Origin of the sequence: Streptomyces sp. NBC_01235 (genome assembly GCF_035989285.1) — a bacterium.
Taxonomy (GTDB): Bacteria; Actinomycetota; Actinomycetes; order Streptomycetales; family Streptomycetaceae; genus Streptomyces.
In genome coordinates this window covers 8,505,440-8,520,914 of record NZ_CP108513.1, presented here as the reverse complement: position 1 = coordinate 8,520,914, position 15,475 = coordinate 8,505,440, and the positions used below count along the sequence as shown (strand labels likewise).

12 protein-coding genes and 1 pseudogene are annotated in these 15,475 nt (G+C 69.7%); 6 read left to right on the top strand and 7 right to left on the bottom strand.

The features are described 5' to 3' along the window. Nucleotides 1–4 precede the first annotated feature (4 nt). Nucleotides 5–646 (top strand): NADPH-dependent FMN reductase, encoded by a 642-nt coding sequence (locus OG289_RS38335; RefSeq protein ID WP_327318607.1) that lies wholly within the window; start codon nt 5–7, stop codon nt 644–646. Between the two features lie 11 nt (nt 647–657). Then, nucleotides 658–2,082 (top strand): DHA2 family efflux MFS transporter permease subunit, encoded by a 1,425-nt coding sequence (locus OG289_RS38330; protein WP_327318606.1) that lies wholly within the window; start codon nt 658–660, stop codon nt 2,080–2,082. 383 nt (nt 2,083–2,465) lie between these two features. Here OG289_RS38330 and OG289_RS38325 read toward each other — a convergent pair whose 3' ends face one another. Then, on the bottom strand, nt 2,466–3,800 hold the full coding sequence (locus OG289_RS38325; protein ID WP_327318605.1) for an MFS transporter: 1,335 nt from the start codon (nt 3,798–3,800) through the stop codon (nt 2,466–2,468). Between the two features lie 141 nt (nt 3,801–3,941). On the opposite strand from OG289_RS38325, the gene OG289_RS38320 reads away from it, so the two are divergent. Next, nucleotides 3,942–5,027, top strand: a complete 1,086-nt coding sequence (locus OG289_RS38320) for an endo-1,4-beta-xylanase (protein WP_327318604.1) — start codon at nt 3,942–3,944, stop codon at nt 5,025–5,027. Nucleotides 5,028–5,350: 323 nt separating this feature from the next. Beyond that, nucleotides 5,351–5,947 carry a TetR/AcrR family transcriptional regulator gene (locus OG289_RS38315; RefSeq protein ID WP_327318603.1) on the top strand — a complete coding sequence of 199 codons (597 nt, stop codon included), beginning with the start codon at nt 5,351–5,353 and terminating at the stop codon, nt 5,945–5,947. A 7-nt stretch (nt 5,948–5,954) separates the two neighbouring features. On the opposite strand, the gene OG289_RS38310 is transcribed toward OG289_RS38315, so the two are convergent. Both OG289_RS38310 and OG289_RS38305 read right to left on the bottom strand, forming a co-directional pair. Then, nucleotides 5,955–6,746 (bottom strand): isocitrate lyase/PEP mutase family protein, encoded by a 792-nt coding sequence (locus tag OG289_RS38310; RefSeq protein ID WP_327318602.1) that lies wholly within the window; start codon nt 6,744–6,746, stop codon nt 5,955–5,957. A gap of 119 nt (nt 6,747–6,865) precedes the next feature. After that, the gene (locus OG289_RS38305; protein WP_327318601.1) at nt 6,866–7,237 is read right to left on the bottom strand and encodes a VOC family protein; all 372 of its coding nucleotides are present in this window, start codon (nt 7,235–7,237) and stop codon (nt 6,866–6,868) included. Between the two features lie 189 nt (nt 7,238–7,426). Here OG289_RS38305 and OG289_RS38300 point away from each other — a divergent pair, with 189 nt between their 5' ends. Beyond that, a complete protein-coding gene (locus OG289_RS38300) occupies nt 7,427–8,812 on the top strand; it encodes a hypothetical protein (RefSeq protein WP_327318600.1) in 1,386 nt (461 codons plus the stop codon). Here OG289_RS38300 and OG289_RS38295 read toward each other — a convergent pair. After that, complete coding sequence (locus OG289_RS38295) at nt 8,757–10,508, bottom strand: DUF2264 domain-containing protein (RefSeq protein WP_327318599.1); 1,752 nt, start codon at nt 10,506–10,508, stop codon at nt 8,757–8,759. The two genes, OG289_RS38300 and OG289_RS38295, sit on opposite strands and share 56 nt — an antisense overlap. A 90-nt stretch (nt 10,509–10,598) precedes the next feature. Continuing rightward, complete coding sequence (locus tag OG289_RS38290) at nt 10,599–11,645, bottom strand: rhamnogalacturonan acetylesterase (RefSeq protein WP_327318598.1); 1,047 nt, start codon at nt 11,643–11,645, stop codon at nt 10,599–10,601. A 191-nt stretch (nt 11,646–11,836) separates the two neighbouring features. Here OG289_RS38290 and OG289_RS38285 point away from each other — a divergent pair, with 191 nt between their 5' ends. Beyond that, on the top strand, nt 11,837–13,519 hold the full coding sequence (locus tag OG289_RS38285; protein WP_327318597.1) for a rhamnogalacturonan lyase B N-terminal domain-containing protein: 1,683 nt from the start codon (nt 11,837–11,839) through the stop codon (nt 13,517–13,519). A gap of 7 nt (nt 13,520–13,526) precedes the next feature. On the opposite strand, the gene OG289_RS38280 is transcribed toward OG289_RS38285, so the two are convergent. Further along, entirely contained in the window at nt 13,527–14,939 is a 1,413-nt protein-coding gene (locus tag OG289_RS38280) for an RICIN domain-containing protein (RefSeq protein ID WP_327318596.1), read from the bottom strand. Between the two features lie 127 nt (nt 14,940–15,066). Beyond that, nucleotides 15,067–15,434: pseudogene (locus OG289_RS38275) on the bottom strand (family 43 glycosylhydrolase); the annotation flags it as partial. Nucleotides 15,435–15,475: the final 41 nt, after the last annotated feature.

The following is a 15,475-nucleotide window of genomic DNA, read 5'->3' as shown; positions in this document are numbered from 1 at the left end:
ACCCATGCCTGCCACCGACACGCCCGCCGCCGAAACCATCACCACCGCTGTCGAGCACGACGCCCCGCTCCGCGTGGCCGTCGTCGTCGGCAGTGTCCGCGAGGGCCGCCAGGGCCGCGCCGTGGCCGACTGGTTCCTCGGCGCCGCCGCCGACCACGACGGCCTGGACGTGGACGTCATCGACCTCGCCGACATGGACCTGCCGCTGGTCATGCCCGGCTGGGGCGGCGCGCCAAGCCCCGAGACCCTGGCCGTACTGGCGAACGTCTCACCACGGCTGGCCGCCGCGGACGCCTTCGTCGTCGTCACACCCGAGTACAACCACAGCTTCCCGGCCGCGCTGAAGAACTTCATCGACTGGCACCACCCACAGTGGCAGGCCAAGCCGGTCGGATTCGTCTCCTACGGCGGCCTCGCCGGCGGCGTGCGCGCGGTGGAGCAACTACGGCTGGTCTTTGCCGAGTTGCACGCCATGACCGTACGGGACGCCGTGAGCCTGCACGGTCCGTGGTCGGGGCTCGGTGAGGACGGCGCACCGCGCGACGCGGACGTCTGCGAGGGCGCCGCCAAGGGAATGATCGGTCAACTCTCCTGGTGGGGACGGACGTTGCGAAGCGCTCGCGCCACCCGCGCCTACCAGGGCTGAGGGGCGGAAGGATGACCTCCGCCCAGCCCGCCCGAGGCGACGTGGAGGCGACGTCGGCCCGATCCGCGTCCACCGCCTCGACGTCGCTCAACCACACCCTCCTGGTCGTGATCACCGGCTCGGTGATGTCGGTCCTCGACATCACGATCGTCAACGTCGCTCTGCGCAGCCTCTCCAAAGCGTTCAACTCCCCACTGGAGACCATCCAGTGGACGGCGACGGCCTACACGCTGGCGCTCGCTGCCGTCGTCCCCACCGCGGCGTGGGTCATGGCCCGCATCGGCGCCAAGCGCGCCTATCTCACCGCGCTCGCCCTGTTCACCCTCGGCTCCCTGCTCGCCGCCTGCGCCTGGGACATCGGCAGTCTGATCGCGTTCCGCGCGGTGCAGGGGCTCGGCGGCGGGCTGCTCATGCCCGTGGGCATGGCCATGACGATGGCCGCAGCGGACCGGGAGCGGCTCGGCCGCACGATGGCACTGCTCGGGCTGCCGATTCTGGTCGGCCCGGTGGCCGGACCGGTACTCGGCGGCTGGCTGATCGACGCAGCGTCCTGGCAGTGGATCTTCCTCGTCAACCTGCCTGTGGGAGCGGTGGCGTTGACGCTCGCGGCGAAGCTGCTGCGCCCCGACACGCCCCGGGCGACGGCACCGGTCCCCCGACTGGACGTTCCCGGCCTGCTGATGCTCTCACCGGGGCTCGCTCTGCTGCTGTTCGGCCTGGCCCGCGGCGGCGAGCGGGGCGACTTCGCGGAACCGGGCGCGCTGGTGCCGACGCTGGCGGGAGCAGCTCTCGTCGCCGGTTTCGTCCGCCGATCCCTGACGGCACGTCAACCTCTTTTGGACCTACGTCTCTTGAGCGACCGGACGTTCGCCTTCGGTATCGGCACGCTCGCCCTGTTCACCTGCGGCTACTTCGGCTCGATGCTCCTGGGACCGGTGTACTGGCAGCAGGTGCGGGGCTGGAGCGCGACGTCGACGGGGCTGCTCGGCATGCCGGTCGGACTCGCGGTCGGCGCGACGATGCAGATCGCTGCGCGCAGGATCGACAAGGTATCGCCGCGGCGGCTGATCCGGGCCGGCATCGCCCTGGGCGCGCTCGGCATGGCCCTGACGGGGTTGCAGATCGGAGAGGAAGGCGTGCCTGCCTGGCGGCTGGTCTGCGCGACGGTGGTGATGGGCATCGGCACCGGGATGGTGCTGATGCCGACGATGGCGACCGCCACCCGCGACCTGCCCAGGGAACGTGTGGCCGCGGCGAGCAGCGCGCTGAGCATCAACTCCCAGGTGTGTGCGGCGGTGGGCACCGCGCTCATCTCCGTGGTGCTGGGCGCGGCCGGACCGGACCCGTCGGGCTTCCGCATCGCCTACCTGGTCGCTGCGGGGCTACTGGCACTGGCACTGGTTCCGGCGATGTGGTTGCCGGGGCGGCGGGAGTGAGGAAGCGGAAGCGGTCACGGAGACGTCGGGGTGCGGCGGAAGCGGCCACGGGGTGAACGGCCCGCTTAAGCGGTTGCGGCAGGGATGGGCAGGCGGAAGCGGTTACGGTGAGTGATGGGCTTGCGGAAGCGGTTACGCAAAGGGGAGCCCAGAAACCGGCTATGCGGACTGGGGCGCAGGAACCGGTTGCTCGGGCGGGGTCCTGAGGAAACGGTTACGAGAAGGGCCTGAAGCCGGTCGAAGGACGAAGGCGGTGGGGAAGCAAGGACGAGGCGGACGAGGCCGGCCCGCCGACCGTGCTCGGCGCGGACGTCGGAGCCGGCGGCCACTGGTGGTCAGCGCCCTCTGGCCGCCGTCGCGCCACCCCGGCCACCGCCCCGGCGTCACCTCCGCCCGGCCCTGCCCACCGGTGTCAGCAGCGCGGCCCCGGCGATCAGCACGCAGGCCCCGCCGGCCAGCATGGCGACCGGCGCGGTGCCGTGCCGTTCCGCCGCCCATGTCAGGACGGCCGCGCCCACCGGGGCCGCCGCGTACTGGAGGGTCCAGAAGGCGGAGGTGGCCCGGCCCAGCAGCGGCTCCGGAGTCACCTCCTGACGCAGGGACATGGAGCAGGTGCCCGCGACGGCGGCACCGGCCAGGAAGACGGCGCACAGGGCCCCCACGACGCGGGTGTCGTGCGCCCAACCCAGCCCCGCGACGGCGACACCGCTCACCGCGACCGCCGCCGTCCACGTCGGCCCGAAACCGAGCCGGCGATGCACCCGGGCCACGGCCAGGGAGCCGACGACAGTGCCGAGCGCGCCGGCCGCCATGACGGACCCGACGGTGCCGTCGTCATGCCCGAGGTCGTCTTTGAGGTGGTAGATGACGAGGTCGTTCAGTCCCAGCGTGAGGAAACTGAAGACGAACAGCAGCGCGGTCAGCGCACGCAGCACGGGATGGCCGTACAGGAACGCCACCCCAGCCCGCAGATCCCGCCACAACCCGGCCCGCCGGCCCGGTCGTTCCCCGGCCCGCGCGGTCGGTTGCCCGCCCAGCGGCTCGCCCCCTCGCTCCTTCGGCAGATCGTCCGGCCGGTCGTCCAGCGGCCCCCTCCGGATCCGTACGACGCAGAGACAGGCAGCCGACACTCCGAAGCTGGCCGCGTCCACGCCGATCGCCGCGGCCGGGCCGGTCCAGGCCGCGAGCGCGCCGGCGCACAGTGGGCCGAGCACGCCGGCCGCGGCAGCCGTCGCGTTGAGCCGTCCGTTGGCCTCGGTGAGCTGCCCGGTGCCGACCAAGCCGCGGACAACGGTTACGTAACCGACGGCGAAGAGCATGCCGACGGCCTCGCACAGCGGCAGGACCGTGTACAGCAGCCAGACCCGTGGCCCGATCAGCCACACCAGCGGGATCAGTCCGTACAGCACCATGCGGACCAGGTCGCAGGCGATGAGGAGTCGGCGTCGGTCGACCCGGTCCACTATCGCCCCGGCGAACACCGCCGCCACGACCGAGGCCGCCCCGCCGACCGCCGTCAGCAGACCCATACGGGCGAGTGAGCCGGTGACCTGGAGGACGAGCAGCGGCAGGGCGATCAGGGCGAAGGAATCGCCGAGGAAGGAGAGCGTCTGCGCGGCCCAGAAGATCCCGAAGTCCCGCTGCCGCCACAGCGGTTGGCCGGCACGGGACGCAACCTCCCGTGGTCGTCGGAATCGTTTGCTCCGCGCTTCGTACACCCCGTGGCCCCCGCCCGTCTCCCCCACCCGGCGCTGTTCTCAAGTCCCCGGCAACCTTACGCTCGCCGGTGGCGACACACGGCTGAAGCACCCGCATCCCCACTTCCCACCCCCCATCCCCCAGTCCATCGAGGAGCAGCCGTGCCCCACACACCGGGAACCCACCATCACCGGCGTCGCGCTCTGCGCCCCGGCCCGCTCGCCGTCGCGGGCGCGCTCGTCGCCACGGCGGCCGTCGCGCTGCCGTATCTCACACCGGAGGCCTCGGCCGCCACCACCCTGCGCGGCTACGCCGACGGGCGCGGTGTGAAGATCGGCGCGGCAGTGGGAGACACCCCGCTGAGCTCCGACGCGTCGTACACAGCCGTCCTGGACCGGGAGTTCAACTCGGTGACGGCCGAGAACGCGATGAAGTGGGACGCCGTCGAACCGAGCCGGGGCAGCTTCGACTGGGCCGCCGCCGACCGGCTGGTGGCCCATGCGGCCGCCCACGACCAGGGCGTACGCGGGCACACCCTGGCCTGGTACGCGCAGTTGCCGTCCTGGCTGAAGAACGGAAACTATTCGGCAACCGAGCTGAACACCATCCTCAAGGGCCACATCGACACCGAAGTCGGGCGCTACAAGGGCAAGGTGTACGCCTGGGACGTGGTCAACGAAGCGTTCAACGAAGACGGTTCGATGCGCAGTTCGCTCTGGCAGGACAAACTCGGAACCGGATACATAGCCAACGCGCTGCGCTGGGCGCACGCCGCCGACCCCGCCGCGAAGCTGTACATCAACGACTACAACATCGAGGCGGACAACGCCAAGAGCGACGCCCTGTACGCGCTGGCCCAACAGCTCCTGGCGCAGGGAGTGCCGTTGAACGGAATCGGTTTCCAGTCGCACTTCGAGGTCGGCAAGCTTCCGGCGTCGATGAAGGCGAACCTCAAGCGGTTCTCCGACCTCGGTCTGGAGGTGTCCATCACTGAGCTGGACGTCCGAATTCCGCTGCCCGCCTCCTCCGCCGAACTCGCCCAGCAATCCACCGACTACAAGACAGCGAGCGAGAACTGCCTCGGCGTGGCGCGCTGCGCCGGCGTCACCCTGTGGGGCGTCAGCGACAAGTACTCGTGGGTACCGGGCACGTTCAACGGGTACGGGGCGGCCCTGCCGTACAACGAGAGCTACGCGGCGAAGCCCGCCTACACCGGGCTGTCGAACGGACTCAATCCGAACGCGTGACCCCGGATTCGGATTCGGGTTCCAGCGAGGAAGACGGCTCCGGCGCCGCTCACCGCTGTTCTCCCAGGTCCTTGATCCCTGCCGGTCGGTGCAAGGGCGGCACCCACAGCACCGGCCGGCAGGGGCACCCTGCGGCGCAGGTCCGGGCAGTTGCGGACGGCCCGGGGCCAGTGCCCGGTCGGAAGGAGCGTTACAGACGGAGCCAGGGCGGCCGGCTCGACTTCCGTGGTGGAGTCCACCCCGCCGTCCGGCCTCCCACCTGCGGAACCCATAGGATCCTGCCCAGTACCTCCTGGCCCCGAGCGCACACAAGGCGGTCCCCCATGCCACGAGTCGGCCTCACCACCGACCGCCTCGTCGAAGCCGCCGCCGAGCTGGCCGACGAGGTCGGCTTCGACAACGTCAGCATCTCGGCGCTGGCCCGACGCTTCGGTGTCAAGGACGCGAGCCTGTACTCGCACGTCAGGAACCTCCGGGAGTTGCGGACAAGGCTCGCACTGCTCGTCGGCGGCGAGATGATCGACCGGATCGCCGCAGCCGTCGTCGGGCTCGCCGGCAAGGACGCGCTGGTCGCCTTCGCGGGGGCCTATCGGGAGTACGCCCTGCGGCACCCGGGAAGGTACGCCGCCACCCAGACCCGTATCGACCAGGAGATCGACCAGGAACTGGCCGCCGCTTCACCCGCCCCGCGCCGCACCGCCGAAATCACCTACGGGATGCTCCGCGCCTACGGCCTCGACGAACCCGACCTCACCGACGCCGTCCGCCTGTTGCGCAGCACCTTTCACGGGTACTGCATGCTGGAGGCTGGCGGCGCCTTCGGTGCGCCCCGGGACGTGCAGCGATCATGGGACAAGGTCATCGACGCCCTGCACATGGCGCTCACCCACTGGCCGCGGGAGGACGACACCGTCAGCTGACGCGGTATCAGTCGTGGCGTGCCGGATCGGCGCCGAGACTCTGGATGTCCTCGTACGTCGGCGCACGACCACCAGGCCTGCGCCCCTCACGGATCTCGACCACTGCCTCGAGCGCCGCGCCCAGGGACCGTCGGTAGAGGAACGAGCCGAAGCTGATGCGACTCACCCCAAGGTCCGCGAGGTGGGGAACTGCGGGACCGACCGGTGAATAGAGGATGTTGAGGGGAACATCGAGCCGCGCCACCAGCGCCCCGATCTCCCGGGCACTGGCCAGGCCGGGAACGAACACGCCATCGGCGCCCGCCTGTTGGTAGACGTCCAGGCGGGACAGCGTCTCGGTTTCGTCGTGTTCGCCGAGCCAGTACGTGTCCGTGCGGGCGTTGACGAAGAGGCCGGGGACGGCCGACTTCACGGCGGCGATCTTCGCGGCATGCCGGTCAACCGCCCCCATTCCGTCCTCCAGGTTGATGCCGACCGCGCCCACCGCCGCAAGCTGACGCGCGAACTCCGCCACCTCGTCGGGATCTTCACTGAAGCCGTTTTCCGCGTCGACGGACAGCAGGAACTGTTGCGATCCCAGAAGCAACGCGAGCCTCAGGGTTTCGTCCCGTGTCGCCGACGCTCCGTCCGGCAGTCCCACCGCCGCCGCCACCGCGAGACTCGTCGTACCGATCGCCCGAAAGCCCTGCCCCGCCATGGCCAGCGCGGAGGCGTGGTCCCAGGCGTTGGGCAGGAGGAGCGGGGTGTCGGCATGGTGGAGGCCGACAAAGGGGTTCGAGGTCGCCCTGGGTGCGTGCATACAGCCCACGCTAGAGGCGTGTCCTTTCGGTCCCCGCCAAACCGTCCCCTCCGGGATGTCCCCGTCGGCTCTCCTCCGTTGAACTGCCCGTTTCCGTTTCCTGCCCGGAAACCGCCTTCTCAGCCGGCGGCCCGCTCTCCCGCACTGCGCTCCACGCAGAACTCGTTTCCCTCCGGGTCCGCGAGGACCGCCCACCCCGTCCCGTCGGACCTGCGGCGGTCGTCGACCAAGGTGGCGCCGAGGGCCAGCAGGCGCTCGACCTCCTCCTCGCGGGTGCGGTCCTGCGGCTGGAGGTCGAAATGGATGCGGTTCTTCTGTCTCTTGGGCTCCGGGACGGTGACGAAGAGCAGGCCCGCACCCTCGATCAGTGCCTCGTCGTCGCCCGGCTTGTCGTCCTCGTGGAGGGGGTGGCCGAGAACCTCGGACCAGAAGCTGCCGAGGGCGTGGGCGTCGGAGCTGTCGATCGTCACGTGACGGATGGCAGAAGTCATGCGCGGATTCTTGTGGACACCGCTTGCGCACGGCAACGGAGAATCCCCCTCCGTCAGTGGCTCGCATCGGGGCACGTCTACCCGGCCACATCCCACCGGGCAGCCACACCGGGCAACGTCCGCCACAGCGGTTTCACCGGCATCCACTCCGCACGGCAACCTTTTCCTGCCCCGCGGCAACCACAGGCCATGACATCTGCACGACGCACGAAGCACCACCGCCGAATCCGTGCGGCGCGCAAGCCCGCGATCGGCGCCCTCGCGGCCGCCGGGCTGCTCGCCGGCGCATGGTGGGCCACCGCCGGGGCAGCGACCACCTCCCCGAACCTCACCCCCACCACCACCGCTGTCACCCTCGCAGCCAAGTTCCCGTACTTGTCTGCCGGTTACAACAACACCCGGGAGTGGACGCGGACAACGACCGCGGTGGCCCCGAACGGCACGCTCCGCGTCGCCTGGCCCGCGGCGGACGGCGTCCACGTCACGCCGCTCACCGCCGCCGGGAAGCGCTCGGGCGCCGACACGGTCGTCAAGGGCGCCAAGGAGGTGGGCGGCCTGGTCGCGCACAACGACGGTTTCGCCCTGCTCACGCGAGTCGCCGACACGAACAAGTGGAAGGAGACCGCGGCCGCGATCGTCCGCTACACGGGTGCCAAACAGACTTTCCGCACGAACCTCACCAGCACCGCCTCCCACGACACCGCGCCCTTGCTCGACGGGCAACTCACCTGGAACGGCACCAAGTACGGCGCCTACTTCGTCGTGCACGGCGCCGGTGGCTTCGCCGATGGGCACTACGGGGACAAGATGGCGTACGTCAGCGCCAAGGGGGCGAAGCTCAGCGGGGGCTGGAGCTGGGGGTGCAGCCACAACGAGGGCATAGCCCTGCACGCCGAGACCTCCGGCGCCTTCACCTCCCTCTGCTTCGACGACTGGCGCTCCGGGCTGTTCGTCTCGACCGGGATCGGTGCTCCGGACACAGCGCCCGTGGTGCAGCGCGAACAGTGCTGGGCCGGGTACTGCGGCGGCACTTTCCCCGGCCGCACCGGCGACCTGGTGAAGTCGTCCACCGGCCGTTACGTCACCGCCTTCGCCTCTCGCGGCGCCGCCTCGGCGAAGAAGAACCCGGACGACGCCAGCGGCCGCGGCTGGACGGTGAAACCGAAGACGGGCACTCATCAGGTCGCGCTGGCCTTCATGAAGGACCGCAACTCCGGTCCCGGCAAGGCCGTGTACCTCACCAGCGCGGTCGGCACCGAGAACGTCAACGTCCACGTCGCCCCGTACGGCAAGGACCGCCTCCTCGTGTCCTGGGAGTCCCTGAAGAGCTCCAAGTGCACCAGCGGCACCTGCGTCGGCACCTTCACGGGCACCCACTTCCGTCTCGTCGACTGGAACGGCAAGGTCCAGAGCGCGGACAAGGTGGTGACCACGCGTATCACCGGAGACCTCGCGGTCCTCAAGGACGGGACGCTGACCTGGGCGTACGCCCCCGTGACGCCGACCTACGCGACGGCGCTCACCGGGGCTTCACCGACCACGACGACGCTGCGGATCGCCCGTCTGAAGCCGTGAAACCAAAGTGGCTCTCCGAGCCCGTCGGCCAGCGGACGCTCAGGGCGTACCCACCATGAGCGTTGCCGGCACCTGCCCTCTGCACCTCCACGGACACCAGTTCCCGGAGGGGCAGGGGGTCGGGCTCGGCGGTGAGGCGGGCCAGCGCGACGAAGAGAGTCGCGGGCCCGTCTCCCAGCACACCCGACAACGGGGATGTGCCGGTCAGCCCGTGCACGGGCACCAGCTCGGCCCGCTCGTCCCCGCCCTCCACCGGTGCCCAGCCCGTGACCTGCACCTCCGTTCCCGGCGCCGCGCCGACCACCAGATGGGCCCGCACCTCGACCGCGCCGTCGGCCACCACCAGACTCGTGACCTCGGCGCCGCAGGCCGACACGTACCGAGAGGCCGCCCACCCCTCCCCCACCCCGAGCGGGACGATGCCCTCACGGTGCGAGTCGCCGCCGACCACTACGACGTTGTCCGGTGGCGTGCCGAGCGGCCGCGTAACCGTGGAGTACGCGAACCGCGTGTAGTACGGGTCGTAGCGGACGTCCTCGCTGCCATGGTTGTGCAGACGCACCAGGCCGTCCGAACTCGTCGACTGAAGCAGCCAGTTGGGGGCGGAGAGTGGGGTAACCGAGTTCCCCCGCTCCACCGGCCCCGCCTCCTCTTGCGCCGTCCACACCTCGTGTTCCGGCGGAAGCAGCAGACCGAGGAAACCCTTGCTCGCCCAATAGGGGGAGGCCGGTCCCGAATAGCCCTGCAGGACCGCCTCGTCGGGGCCGTGCCAGCCGAGGGTCAGCAGGCCGTGCTCGTCGACCGCGTCCCGTTCCAGGAAGTACTTCAACGCGCCCGAGGCCAGGCGGCGGGTCTCGCCGGGAGTCAGCGGGGTATGGCCGGTCAGGGCGCCCAGCCACAGGGGGGCGGTGGTGGCGAAGCGGTAGGTGAGGGAGCGGCCCTGGTGCATGGGGGCTCCGTCGCCGCCGAACAGGCGGGCGTAGCCGGCGAGATGAGCCTTGAGCCGCCCGCCGTAGAGGGCGAGCAGGTCCGGGGCGTCGGCCAGCCAGGCGTGCAGGACCGGGTACAGGTGCATGGCCCAGCCGTTGTAGTAGTCGAAGGCGCGGCCGGCACCGTCGGTGTACCAGCCGTCGCCGACGTACCACTGCTCGATGCGCTCCAGGCCGCGGTCGATCGCCTTGCGGGAGGCCTCCGGCTCGTGGCCGACCGACTCCAGGAAACCGCCTACCGTGACCGGGAACAGTTCCCAGTTGCAGGGCCAGGGTTCGGCGGTCAGCGCGTCGCCGAGCCAGGCAGCCGCGCGCTGTCGGACACGGTCGTCGAGGCGGTCCCAGAGCAGCGGACGGGTAAGCCGCAGCGCGAGCGCGATCGACGCGGCCTCGACGAGAGGCTGCCCGCGATCTCCGATGCGGGGCCAGACGCCGAGGACACCGGCCTCGAGACCGGTTGCGTAACGTTCCAGCGCGGTCTCGTCACGGCGGAAGGCGGCCAGCAGCAGAGTGCGGGCGTAGCCCTCCAGGCCGTCGGAGAGGCGGCCCGACCAGCTCTCCCGGTCGCCGGGAAAGTGGTAGAGAGCGCGATCTTCGGTGGCGTACGGCTCCACCGCGGCGAGCAGGTTGTCGGCGGCCGCCTCCCAGTGGGCGCGGGTGTAGCCGGTGCGGGGGCTGCGGGCGGGGTCGGACGGGGGCAGGTGCATCAGCTGTTTCTTTCCTTCGCGGCCGGGTCGGGACCTGGGGATGCCAGGACCTGGGGGCGTCCCGGTTCCGGTCGGGTCGCCCCCAGGCGTTCATCCCACCCGCACGGTGCCCCTCGGCACCAGATGCAGGGCGACGAGTTCGTCGCGGACCAGGCCGGCGTAGACCGTGGCTCCGTGCACGGAGGTGTGCGTGTTGTCGCGTTTCTCGTTGTAGAGGTAGAGCGCCTTGGAGCCCTCGACGCCCAGGGACTCCACCAGCGCCTTGGTCCTGGCGGTGAGGTCGATCAGCGCAGCGTCCTGCGCGGCGGCGACCGAGCGGATCACCGCCGGATGGTCGACGCCAAGTCCGTTGACCAGCAGGGCTGTTCCGTTGTTCAGCGTGCCGTCGGCGTTGAACCAGCGGCGCACGATGGGGGTCACGAGGACCGGTCGGCCGCCCTTCTCCCGTACTCCCGCCACGAGTGTCTCGAGGTTCGCCCGGTACGTCGCCTCATCGGTTGTCTTGTCGTTGTGGGCGAGCTGGACCAGGACGAGGTCGCCGGGGCTGATCAGCGGCTGGACCGTGGCCCAGAGCTGCGGGTTCCCCAGATACGTGACCGTACTCTCCCCGGAATCCGCGTGGTTGGCGACCGAGACACCCTTGCGCAGGAACTGCGGCAGCTGCTGGCCCCAGCCGGTGTACGGGTCGGCGGGCTGGTCGCAGACCGTGGAGTCCCCGATGAGGAAGATCTGCCGGGCATGCCGGGCGGGGGTGACCCTGATGTCGGCCAGGGCGGGCGCCGAGCCGCCGAGCGCCAGGTCCAGGCCGGGAGTGCCCTCGACACCGGTCGGCTCACCCTCGGGGGTGCGGACGTCGACGGTGAAGCTGCGGGGAACACGTTCGCCGGCGGAGGCGGCGGTCTCGGGGAGCAGAGCGCGCCGGGTCTCTCCGCTGATGCTGGTGCTCGACTCGGTGTCGCCGCCGAGGACGACCTTCACGTCATAGGTGCCGGGCGGGACATCGAAGTGGCATGCGGTGGCCGTGCAGTTGTCGATGCCGAGAGTCACGCCGCCACCGTGGGCGTGGGCGGCGGGTACGGCCGTCAGACCGGCGGTCAGGGTGAGTGCCGCCAGCACGGCGATGTTGAAACGTCTCACTTGCGGCTCCTCCGGCACGACAACTGGGGTTGGCGGCAGGACCGTATCGCCTCTGGCAAGCGCTTTCTAGACCTTGGACAGATTTCACGGGATTGCCAACATCACGCAAGTGAAAGCCCTTTCGCGAAATCGATTCAACTGTCACTCTCTCAGGCACCCGCACCCCCACACCTCCCGAAGGAGGCACCCCCATGTCCGGATCCGAGAGCCACAGGCCGGTCCGACGCCGCACCTTCGTCCTCTCCGCCGCGGCCGCCGCCGGTTCGGCCGCCCTCGCCGGGCCACTCGCCGTCCCGGCCGCCGCGGCGGCCTTCGGCTACACCGACGACGGCTCGAACTACGTCGTCGACACCGGCGCCAACCTGGTCTTCAAGGTCAGCAAGACCACCGGCGACCTGACCTCCCTGGTCTACCGGGGCACCCAGTACCAGGGCTACGGCGGCATGAACTCGCACATCGAGTCCGGGCTCGGCAGCTCCACCGTGACGATCGCGCAGTCCGGCTCGACGATCCTGATCTCGGTCACGCACGGCACGCTCAAGCACTACTACGCGGCCCGCAGCGGCGAGAACAACGTCTACCTGTGGACCAACAAGGCCGACACGTCCGTTTCCGCAACCCGTTACATCGTGCGCGTCAAGGCAGGCCTGTTCCTCAACGACGAACCCGACTCCTACACGTACACGACCAGCACCATCGAGGCCTCCGACGTCTTCGCGAAGTCCGACGGCCAGACCCGCTCCAAGCACTACTCCAAGCTGCGCGTCATCGACTACAACTACATCGGCTGGACCACGGGCAGCGTCGGCCTGTGGATCGTGCGCAGCAACCACGAGAAAGCCTCCGGCGGCCCCTTCTACCGTTCCCTCCTGCGCCACCAGAGCGCCGACGGCGGCGGCCTCTACGAGATCCTCTACTACGGCCAGAACCAGACCGAGGACCAGCGCTTCGGTCTCCAGGGCCCGTACGTCATCGCCTTCACGGACGGCGGCGCCCCCTCCTCGTCGCTGTTCCCGGGCACCCTGGCCACCTCCTGGGCGGACTCGCTCGGCATCTCCGGATACGTCGGGGCGAGCGGCCGAGGCCGCGTCGCGGGGGTCGGCATCACCGGGCGCAACACGGCGTATCCGTACACGGTCGGACTCGCCAACTCGGCCGCACAGTACTGGGGTTCGGCCCGGTCCTCCGACGGCTACTTCTCGATCACGGGGGTGCTGCCGGGGACGTACACGCTGACCGTCCACAAGAGCGAGCTCGCTGTATACAGTACGCAGGTGACGGTATCCGCGGGCGGGACGACCACCCTCAACTCGATCGCGATCCCGTCGTCGAACGACCCGAGCAACGCGAGCGCGATCTGGCGGATCAACGACTGGACCGGTACGCCGAGCGGTTTCAAGAACGCCGACCTCATGACGTACGCGCATCCGTCGGACGTACGGGCCACCGCCTGGACGGGCAACGTGGTGATCGGCAGCGGCAGTGAGACCTCGGCCTTCCCCTGCTACATCTGGAAGGACGTCAACAGCGGTCTCCTCGTCTACTTCAAGCTGACCGCGGCCCAGGCCGCCGCCGCGCACACCCTGCGCATCGGCGTGACGACGGCCTACGCCAACGGCCGGCCACAGGTCGTCGTGAACGACACCTGGACCTCGGCCATCCCCTCCCCGCCCACCCAGCCGAGCACCCGGTCCCTGACCAACGGGTCCTACCGGGGCAACAACTACACGTTCACCTACAGTGTCCCGGCGAGCGCGTGGCTCACGGACACCAGCCAGTACAACGTACTGAAGATCAACGTGGTGAGCGGTTCGGGGTCGACCTCCTACCTCAGCGCGGGCACGTCGATCGACGCGATCGACCTGCTCGCCTGACACAGGATCATGTTCCGCGCGTCCACTGCTGGTTGGTTCCCCCGTTGCACGTGTACGTGATGAGGGCAGCCGAGTTGGCGGTGGACGCGCCGTTCACGTCCAGGCACTCGCCGCTCGCGCGGGACTTGACGTTGACGTAGCTGCCCGAGGTCGTCAGCGACCACTGCTGGCTCGTGACCGTCCCGTCGCAGTTCTCCTGGCTGACCGTGCTCGCGTTTTCCCGCACGCACAGGGAACTGTTTCTGACGACCAACTGGTAGTAACCGCTTCCGACCGACTTGAACCAGTATTTCTGGTTGTTGCCGCCGTTGCAGTCGTACTGCTTGATCTGGGCCCCTGCCCAGAGGGACTGGCTGGTGACGTCCGCGCACTTGCCGCTGTGCCGGGCGATCAGCGTGTTGTACGTGGCGCTCGCTCCGGTGACCGTTCCGGCGGCCGAGTCCACGGTGACTTCGGGGGCCCAGGACATCGACAGCGAGGTGGATGTGGGGAAGGTCAGCGGCAGCCAGACGTAACGGGAGTCGTTGACGGTCCCTCCGAAGGAGTTGCCCCAGCGATCGCCCAGGTACAGGTAGGAAGTGCCCGAAGTGCCCTGGACGGGAAGGACGTACGCGGTCTGCGAGCCGTACGCCGTCGAGTCGCCGACGTTCGTCATCGTCGTCCAGGGACCGGCGAGGGAGGTTGCCGTCGCGTACTGCTGCTGGTTGGGACTCCAGCCGGTCGCCGCCGAGGTGAGCATGAAGTAGACGCCGCCCCGCTTGAACAGCGCCGGAGCCTCGCGGTGGCCGCCGTGCCAGGGGTCGGCGACCAGGCTTGCGATACCGGTGTAGTCGGCGGTGAGCCGGTAGATCTGCAGATCGTAGTTCTCGCGTGCGGCCGACACCATGTATCCGGCGCCGTCGCTGTCCACGAAGACCGTGATGTCCCGGGACATGTGCTGGTCGAGCGGTCGGAAACTGCCCTGCCAGGTGTAGTTTCCGTCGACGGTGTCCGACACGGCGACGGCGGCCCGAGCCTCGCTGTAGTCGGTGCCGTTCTCCTTGTGCATCCACATCACGAACTTGCCGGTGGACGCGTTGTACATGACCTTCGGACGTTCGATGTTGGCGGTGGCCAGCTCGGAGTCGCTGGACTGGGTCAGGACGTGGTTACGGAACTCCCAGTTCTTCAGGTCGGTGGAGCGGTAGGCGTCCACGTACCGGAAGGTGTTGTCGGCGTTGCGGTTCTCGCCGAACCAGTAGTAGTAGGAGCCGACTTTGAGGACCCCGCCGCCGTGGGCGTGCACGGGACTGCCCGAAGTGTCGGTGAACTGGGTGCCGTTGGCGATCGTCTGCGGTGCAGCCTGAGCGGGTCCTGCGGTGGCGAAGGCGCCGATCAGCGCCAGACAGAGGGCGAGCAGGGTCGCGTACGCACGTCTCATCTCACGTACTCTCCTTCACGGTGTCGGCGAGGGGGACGCCGAAGTCGGGGGTGCCGTCCGGGTTCCAGCCGACGGTCTGGATCCGGGTGTGGCGGTTGGGGTCGTCCGGCGGAGCGCCGTCGATCTCTTGGAGTGGACCGGAGTCGGTGTTCTCGAGAACCCGGACACGGATCGCCCACTCGTCCTCGGCGGGCGCCGCGGCGAAGTGGACGCACCACGCGTCGCCGACGCGGTGGAGCTCCGGCGCCCAGCAGTGCGCACCCATGTCGCCTGTGGGGTGCGCCCGCCGGACGACGGACTCCGGGCGGCGGCGAGGCCTGCCAGGGTGCGGGAACGGCGCAGGACGATCCGGCCGTTGTCCGGATGGGTCGCCGTGAAGTTGTAGAAGCCATCGGTGTGGCGGTGGACCTGAGGGTCGGCGCGATGGGGGACGAGCGGGTGGGGGTACACGCGGTTGCCTCTCGAGAGAGGGGCGTTCGGAACTGCGAACGGCATGTGGAATGACGAACGCCGAAAAGGTAAGGGTGTGTTACGAG